General features: G+C 44.8%; 7 protein-coding genes and 1 pseudogene. 1 reads left to right on the top strand and 7 read right to left on the bottom strand.

Translation table 11 applies throughout. The annotated features are described in order from the left end of the window. Positions 1-33 precede the first annotated feature (33 nt). From AND4_RS09730 to hinT, 7 genes are all read right to left on the bottom strand, one after another. Positions 34-1,323, bottom strand: coding sequence for an NAD(P)/FAD-dependent oxidoreductase (locus AND4_RS09730; RefSeq protein WP_009842796.1), 1,290 nt, complete (start codon positions 1,321-1,323; stop codon positions 34-36). A gap of 783 nt (positions 1,324-2,106) precedes the next feature. Further along, complete coding sequence (gene ycfP / locus AND4_RS09735; protein ID WP_009842797.1) at positions 2,107-2,646, bottom strand: alpha/beta hydrolase YcfP; 540 nt, start codon at positions 2,644-2,646, stop codon at positions 2,107-2,109. Between the two features lie 74 nt (positions 2,647-2,720). Further along, on the bottom strand, positions 2,721-3,602 hold the full coding sequence (gene thiK / locus AND4_RS09740) for a thiamine kinase (RefSeq protein WP_009842798.1): 882 nt from the start codon (positions 3,600-3,602) through the stop codon (positions 2,721-2,723). A 42-nt stretch (positions 3,603-3,644) separates the two neighbouring features. Next, a complete protein-coding gene (lpoB, locus tag AND4_RS09745) occupies positions 3,645-4,235 on the bottom strand; it encodes a penicillin-binding protein activator LpoB (RefSeq protein ID WP_009842799.1) in 591 nt (196 codons plus the stop codon). A gap of 87 nt (positions 4,236-4,322) precedes the next feature. After that, positions 4,323-4,715, bottom strand: a complete 393-nt coding sequence (locus AND4_RS09750; RefSeq protein ID WP_009842800.1) for a YcfL family protein — start codon at positions 4,713-4,715, stop codon at positions 4,323-4,325. After that, the gene (locus AND4_RS09755; RefSeq protein ID WP_009842801.1) at positions 4,715-6,109 is read right to left on the bottom strand and encodes a hypothetical protein; all 1,395 of its coding nucleotides are present in this window, start codon (positions 6,107-6,109) and stop codon (positions 4,715-4,717) included. Before AND4_RS09755 ends, AND4_RS09750 begins: the two co-directional genes overlap by 1 nt. 72 nt (positions 6,110-6,181) lie before the next feature. Beyond that, positions 6,182-6,532, bottom strand: coding sequence for a purine nucleoside phosphoramidase (gene hinT / locus AND4_RS09760; RefSeq protein ID WP_009842802.1), 351 nt, complete (start codon positions 6,530-6,532; stop codon positions 6,182-6,184). Between the two features lie 239 nt (positions 6,533-6,771). Here hinT and AND4_RS09765 point away from each other — a divergent pair. Next, positions 6,772-7,779 (top strand): annotated as a pseudogene (locus tag AND4_RS09765) (methyl-accepting chemotaxis protein); the annotation flags it as partial.

Here is a 7,779-nt window from a genome sequence, read left to right on the forward strand (position 1 = left end):
CAAATCATTTGCGAAGAGTCGAATTATCGAGGATCAGTGTAGCTTTAAGTTTGGACGCAATACACGATTGATTCGACCAACCAGCATCATCAGACCTGTCTTAATCATGCCGTGCAACGCCATTTGGTGCATGCGGTAGAGAGAGATATAAACCACACGCGCAATTCGACCTTCAACCATCATAGAGCCTTTGGTTAGGTTACCCATCAAGCTACCAACTGTAGAGAAGCGGCTTAGAGAGACCAAAGAACCGTGGTCTTTGTATTCGTAAGCTTTTAACTCACGGCCATTTAGCTTAGCAACAATGTTGGAGAATGCTTGGCTTGCCATTTGGTGCGCAGCTTGAGCACGTGGCGGTACAAATGAACCATCTGGTTGAGTACATTGTGCCAAATCACCAATAACGAAGATGTCATCGTCACGAGTAGTCTGCAGTGTATTTTTTACCACAAGCTGGTTAATACGGTTCGTTTCTAAACCTGCAATATCTTTGATGAAATCCGGCGCCTTAATGCCCGCCGCCCAAACCATGATTTGCGCAGAAATCTTATCACCGTCTTTGGTTATCAGACCATCTTTCTCCGCTTGTGTCACCATGGTCGCCGTACGAACGTTAACACCGAGCTTAACCAACTCTTGGTGTGCTGCAGAAGAGATACGTGGTGGAAGCGCAGGAAGAATACGCTCACCTGCTTCAACCAAGTTTACGTTCAGCTTAGTTGAGTCTAGGTCACCAAATCCGTAAGTACGCAGCTCTTTCACCGCGTTGTGGAGCTCGGCAGAGAGTTCAACCCCCGTCGCACCCGCACCAACAATTGCGATGTCTACTGTGCCATTGCCGTTTTTCGCGTGCAGTTTTAGGAACTGGTTGTTCATTTCGCTGCGGAAACGGTGTGCCTGTTCAGGGCTATCTAAGAAGATACAATTTTCACGAACGCCAGGCGTGTTGAAGTCATTTGATGTAGACCCAATAGCCATGACTAGGATGTCGTATTCTAGCTCACGTCTTGGAATAAGAAGATCGCCATGCTCGTCTTTTAGTTCACTTAAAATGATCACTTTACGTTCACGATCGATATCTTGAAGACTGCCCATTTGGAACTCAAAACTATGGTTTTTCGCATGAGCACGATAGCTCAGTGCATCTACGCCTTCGTCTAGAGAACCGGTTGCGACTTCGTGCAACAAAGGTTTCCACAAGTGGCTCGCTTTACGGTCTACCAGTGTAATTTGCGCACGGTTCTTACGACCCAAAGTACGGCCCAGTTTGGTTGCCAATTCAAGGCCACCAGCACCGCCGCCTACAACGATAATGCGTGTCACAATGTTATCCTCTACAAAAATGAATATATGGGTTCAGTTTGATGCAGACTCACAACGCTCTGTGGTCATACACCCAACCGATGAATTCTTTGGTCTCTAGAGGTAAGCTCACTTTTGGATAAATACCGATGTCATCTTGATTGTTGCTTCTTTTTGATATGCATCAGTTTGTTGGTCTAAGATAAGTGATCTCAGCCAAAAAATGGGCAAGTTTCTTCACTCGCTCTCAATTTTTTTTGATATTTGTCAAATTATTTTTACGGGCTTTATTATATCGGCCAATCCTTTGATGGCAACTAAAATCCATGCCCTAGATACGGATTGACGCATTTTGACCTGATTAACAGTATAGTATTCTCACAAAAAAAGTTTAAAGCAGTATACCCAAGTAACCTCGAGATGCTTGGTTCAGCGAGAATGACTTGGTTTGCAGACGCGGCGTCGATTTAAAGGTCTAGTGGGTCTAAATCAAAAATCGACAACAAAGTATGCGAGCCAAGGCAACTCGCCCTTCGGGAGCGTGTCATTGAGTCGATTTCTGTGTCAAACAACTTGGCAAGAGCTGGCTATTACGCTGCGTTGTTTTACTTGCTTACTTTAGGTAAACAGGGAATCAATGACAACGCTCTGAATCCTGCATCTTGAAGTCACTTGGGTATAAATCATAACAGTGACGAGATGATAATTAAGTTTATTTCTGATTGTTGCTATCGCGCTGTATGGAGCCAAAAACAAAAACAGCACTTCAAAAAGTGCTGTCTAGACAAAATACTCTGATGTGCGTTAGGCGTGTTTGAATGCCTTTATTGCTTGTAAATGATGGGAGATCTTCTTGAACTTGTGTGTTTGAGTCTCATCCCAAATGATTTGGTAGTACTCATCTAATTCTGCTGCCGTTTTTGCGTTGTCGTGAACTTCATCTTCTTTAGATAAAATCACCAAACAGCGATCTTGGTTTTTCGTGCGGAATTGCTCAACACACTTGGTGGCAATATCTTCATACTCTTCTGGACGATCAATTCGCCCTGCCATTGCCTTCTCTGGGTGTAAGTTTGGGTTGAACATCACTTGCTTGATGCCACAAATAAAACCGATTCGTTCTGACCAGTATGCGCCAAGACCAACGCCACAAATCAGCGGGTTTGGATCGTTCGCTTGGTTGATGACCTTAGATACTTCTTTTAATAAGTGCTGCATGTCATGTTTGGGGTGAAGAGTGCTGTAGTTGATGAAACGTACATCATCATCGATGAATTGCAATTGAAGAACTTTTTCGTGGTTACCTGGGCTTGTGCTGTCAAAACCGTGCAAGTAAATAATCATGTGTACCTCTCCCTTTGGCTTGCTGGTACTTCACTAAAACTACCAGCTTTTATTTAAGGTTAAAGAGGAAAAAATCATGGTTTATCAAAACAGTGATCTTCAAAGCATAATAGGTCTTTAAATTCACCTGCGCTGTGCAAATATTGTTCATCTCCCCACAATTTGTAGGCCACGAGATACCATAACATTGCCATCACACGTGTTCTTGGCATCCAAGCTTGCGCACCCTCGAGCCACAAGTCTACGTCTTCAATTTGACGAAGCTGGCAATACCTTGCGACACCATCTTCCATTTTCACATCCGCCAGTTGCAAAATAAGCGCGAGGTCAAGCCTTGGATCCGCTAAGCCAGCATATTCCCAATCAATGACTTTCACACCGTTTTCACCACGTACCAAATTGTAGTAGCCCAGATCAAAATGACACAGGGCCGCAGGAACAGGCTCTACACACGGTTCAGAACGCCATTTGCGATACAAGTTCTCAAATTCAGTGTTCACATACTGGCCTTCCAGTTCCAACCAAAAATGGTCGATACGTGAGAGATAAGAAAATGGCACGAGAGGAAGCACCGATGTTGGGTACTCGTGGATCGCAACCGCAATCGGCAACAACTCTTCAGTATCAATATCCAGTTTGGTGAGCGTATCGCCGGGCAACCACTCGACCAATAAACCTTGCTCGTGAACAAACACGGGGGACGGGCCTAAATGAGTAGGGGCAATCGCATTAAGGATTTGATATTCGTTGTGACGAGATATAGCAAAGGCTTTGCATACGTGACTGGTCGGTCGCCAGACATAAGCAAAGCCCTCAGAGGATTCCAACCGCCAACAACGATTGGTTAGCCCCCCAGTCACAGTTTGCGCCTTCACTGGGGGTGAAGTAAAAAAGCCATCAAGAGCACGTAAACTTGGGTCTAATTGTTTCGCTTGTTGCCAAGAAAACCACGCCATGAATGACTTCTCCACTCAGGTCAGAACATTAAACAGAATCCATTAAAGACCAAAGAGGCTCTTAGATTGTTCTTTACGGATTTCCGTCTCGTCTGCCCACTCGATCAAGCCAGTTTCAAGATCCATCAGACGCATAGTCATTTTGTAGTAAACGTCTTTGTCGCTGCCCGCATTTTTCACGATGCTAGACAGGTTACCGTAAAGCATATATTGCGCACCGACCATTTTACCAAATTGGATTGCTGTGCTTTGGTTCGCTAGCTCATCGGTGTTTTGGAAGTTAAGCTGCTCACGAACAGACTCAACACGGTCCATATCGACGAAACGGAACTTACCAGAGTTCAGCATCTTAGTAGAAATAGTGTCAGTGATTGACTCTGTATCTATGTGTTCACTTGTTTTGTTCTTGATACGCTCAACAAACACGATAGGACGCTTGTCACGAGTAATTGCACCCACTGAGCCTGACATCATCATGCTATCGACCATCTCGCCAGCAATTTTTTGTAGATCTGTCGAGCCAAAATCGATCGTTGTGGTTTCTGTCGCTTGCGAATCTCCATAAGAGATTTTGTTCGAACAACCACCCAGAATGACGGCAAGACCTAGAAGAGCAATAATACTTTTTTTCATGAGAGTTCCTTAGTTTGTGTTTCACCCCAAGACGTCTCCGTCTTAGGAAAGCAGCATAGCTACCTAAAATGTATCCCAAAGTTTGGGTTAGTTATCTTGGGCTTCGCGAATTTGTACACGGAATTGAGTCCCGTTAGGGTTCACCGTTACTTCAGACAAAGTCACCTGTTCAAATCCACGAACAATCATTTTTCGCCATGGACCCAGTTTGGTATTCACTTCTAATCCAGCGTTGTCATACCAGTAAAAACGATAAAGGATCTCTTGATCGCCTTTGTAGTTACTGCTTAATTGAACGACGCCGCGTGGACGCTCATCCACATAAGTCGTGATGATATTGTCTACCAGCAGACGACTGCCTAAAACATTATCGTGGAAGAAAACTTTTTGTGTTTGACCATCAACTCGGATGCCCGCAGTGTTGTCTGCACAACCTGCTAAACCAACCATCACTGCCAAACCTATAAGCCATGCTCTCATTACAACCTCCCTAGCTGTTTATGCCACACCGAAGAATGCGTCCCCTGGCGGGAAACCCAAACTAAGGTTGTTTGCTGTGCTGGCACTTCAAATTGATACACCTGATCACCCAGATTTAAGCTCTGCTGACCTGGCTTAACGACTTTCGATGCCGTTTTCACCGTACCCGGTAGCGTCTGCCAACTTCTGGTATCAGGTTGCTCTGTTAATGTATTCCATACGTTGAAAAGAATATTGCCGACATCATCACCTTTCGCCGCTTCTTTTCGAATTCTGTCTTTTGCCCAAACACGAATCGCTTGCCGAATCACGATCGTCGTTAAACGCTCGTTTAAATCGTTCTGCGCCATCGCATTGACGTCAACCAAGGTACTTGAAGGCAGTTTATTGCCGTTCAAAGTAACATCACCAAAGCGTTGTGGCCCTCGCTTAGGGTAATAAGGCAGTGCGAGTGAATAAATCGCTCCGTCACCTCGACTGTCGTAGATCGGCAAATTAATACGCCAACCTTGCAATGCTTCGACCACGCCTTGCTCATCAATCACAATGACACGACCTTGCGACTGACTAAGCCCAGATGGCGCTTTGCCGTAGCGCTTCTCCAGCTTACGCAAGTCTTGACGCATACCAAGCTTCTTCGCGGTATACATGGTACTTTCAATCACCTGCTTGTTATCGGGCATCACAGCTAACGCACGACGATAGTCGACATACGCACTGTTCAAATCTCGTGACGCTTCATAAAGCAGCCCAGAAAGGTAGAATAAGTAACCATTTTGTACTGAGCTCAGCTTTCTGCCAGCATCAGGATAGTTGGCCAACACGCTACCCAAGTTCGCTGACATGCCTTGCTTTTTGAGATCCTTCTCCGCTTGGTTTAGTTCTTTTTCTCGTGATTTTTTCGCCGCCTCTTGAACTTGATTTGCACGGCGCATTTCAACCAACGCCCCTTCTAGGTCATTCTTTTTTACGTAGTTCAAACCAAGATACAAGTGCAAGAAGCCGAGCTCATAGTCGGCCGGCTGATAGTCATTTAAATTATCATTAACGGCAAGAGACCCCAAACTGGTTGCCGTTTCCGTCACAGAAATCGCAGCACGATCCTGTTGTTTCCGCACGGCACGATCGCCGCTTTCAAGTGAGCCTAGGCTTTTCGGGTAATCTTGCGCGAGAAACGAGATTCGGCCTTGCTCAAAGTTGCCAAGTATGTCACCACCAACAACACTCGATTGCCGCTGTTGGGCCTCGGCATATTCGCCAGCGACTACTGCTTGATAAACGTCTTTGTTTTGATCGCTGTAATGACTGAACAGATTTCCTGCAGATAAATTCGCACATCCTGTAGCAAGCAAGGCCCAGCCTATCAATCCAAATAGCTTCACACCATATTTCACATTTATCTCCACAAATGTGTCATTCAAAGAATAAAAAATGGATGGTCTTCTTCATCCAATTTCTTATATAGGTTAGCTCAGCACCATAGGGCCTAAAGGACGACCACCTACTAAGTGCATATGGATGTGGTAGACTTCCTGCCCACCATGTGAATTACAGTTAACGATCAAACGGTAACCGTCTTCTGCAATGCCCTCTTCTTTCGCCAGTTTCTTCGCAACCGTAAACATGCGACCCATCATAGCCTCATCTTCCGCTTCAACGTCATTGATCGTCGGGAGCAGCTTGTTTGGGATGATCAAAATATGGCTTGGCGCACGCGGGTTAATATCGCGAAATGCGGTGACTAAATCATCTTGGTAAAGGACATCTGCTGGGATTTCTTTACGAATAATTTTGCTAAAGATCGTTTCTTCCGCCATGGGAACTCCATTTAATGAGGTATGTAGCTGGTTTATTATGTGCTAAGCCAAAAGCGAGCTCAATAAAAAACAGTGTTCACTTAAACATTATCAATATAAACCGTGACGTTGAAGCTTTTTTTGTCGTGTGCATCATAAAACGTACGTCGTAAGCTCAAAATAATCCATCGAGTGTTGTTACCTTATGCAATCTTAATTTTAATTTGTTTTGTCTATTTTAGGGAAGAGGATACTCACGAATGCGAGGTTCAGTCATTAAACGAATGTATGCAGGCTTTGCGCTGATCATCGCCTTATTCGCTTTCACAATCGCCATCATGATGGGAGGCATGAATGATATTCACGGCGAGTTTGAAACTGTGTCCAAGTCTTCCCTGCCACTGGTTTCTTTATCTAACCGAACCAGTGTGGAGCTTCTTTCTGCCGACAAATCTTTTAAAGACTTCCTGACCACGGAGAATAAACAACGCATGGGTGAGGCACGTCAGGAATTTGCCAAATCTCAACAAAGGTTCGAAACCGCATTAAACCAACTTAACGTCGCAAGCCAAATCTATCCTTCTTTAGCCAAACCCTACTCTCAGCTTAAACAATTAGAGCAGAGCTACTTTACCGAAGCCAAAGAAGCAATGGATAACTACAAGGCAATGTTTGTCGCACAACAAGCAGTACAGAAATCTTCTCGTCGCTTCCAACAACTCAATACTGAGCTGTCTGTTGGTCTCAAAGAATACATCGCTGACCAGTCGAGCATTTCAGTTAAAGTCATGGCCAAAAGCTACTTCATTAAACTAAAAGATGCCGAAATGATTACGCTAGATGCGCTGACGAGTTCAGATCCTGAATTTGTCACGCAAGCCGTCACAAAAAACCGTAAAGCGGTGACGCATTTGAACTATGCATTTCGTGGTTTGGCCGCTCAACTACCTGAACTTAAGCAAGTCTTCGGTGAGTCAGTAGAGCTGTTTACCCGCGATGTGGGTATGCGTGGTGGTGTATTGGATCAACACAACAACTACCTATCGGCGCGTGCGGCGCTTTACAACAATATTGCTAACCTTGCCGCGAAAATTGATTCAAGCATTTCTATTCTTGAGCAGTTCACCACAACAGCAACCAATGAACTAAACAAATCGCTTATGGACGCCGGAGAAATCTACTCCACAGGTGTCACTAAAGCTATCCTCATTGGCGTGAGCGTCGTTCTAATTGCCGCAACCATTGGTTATCACATTGCCCATAGCGTT

The organism is Vibrio sp. AND4 (assembly GCF_000171815.1).
Taxonomy (GTDB): Bacteria; Pseudomonadota; Gammaproteobacteria; order Enterobacterales; family Vibrionaceae; genus Vibrio.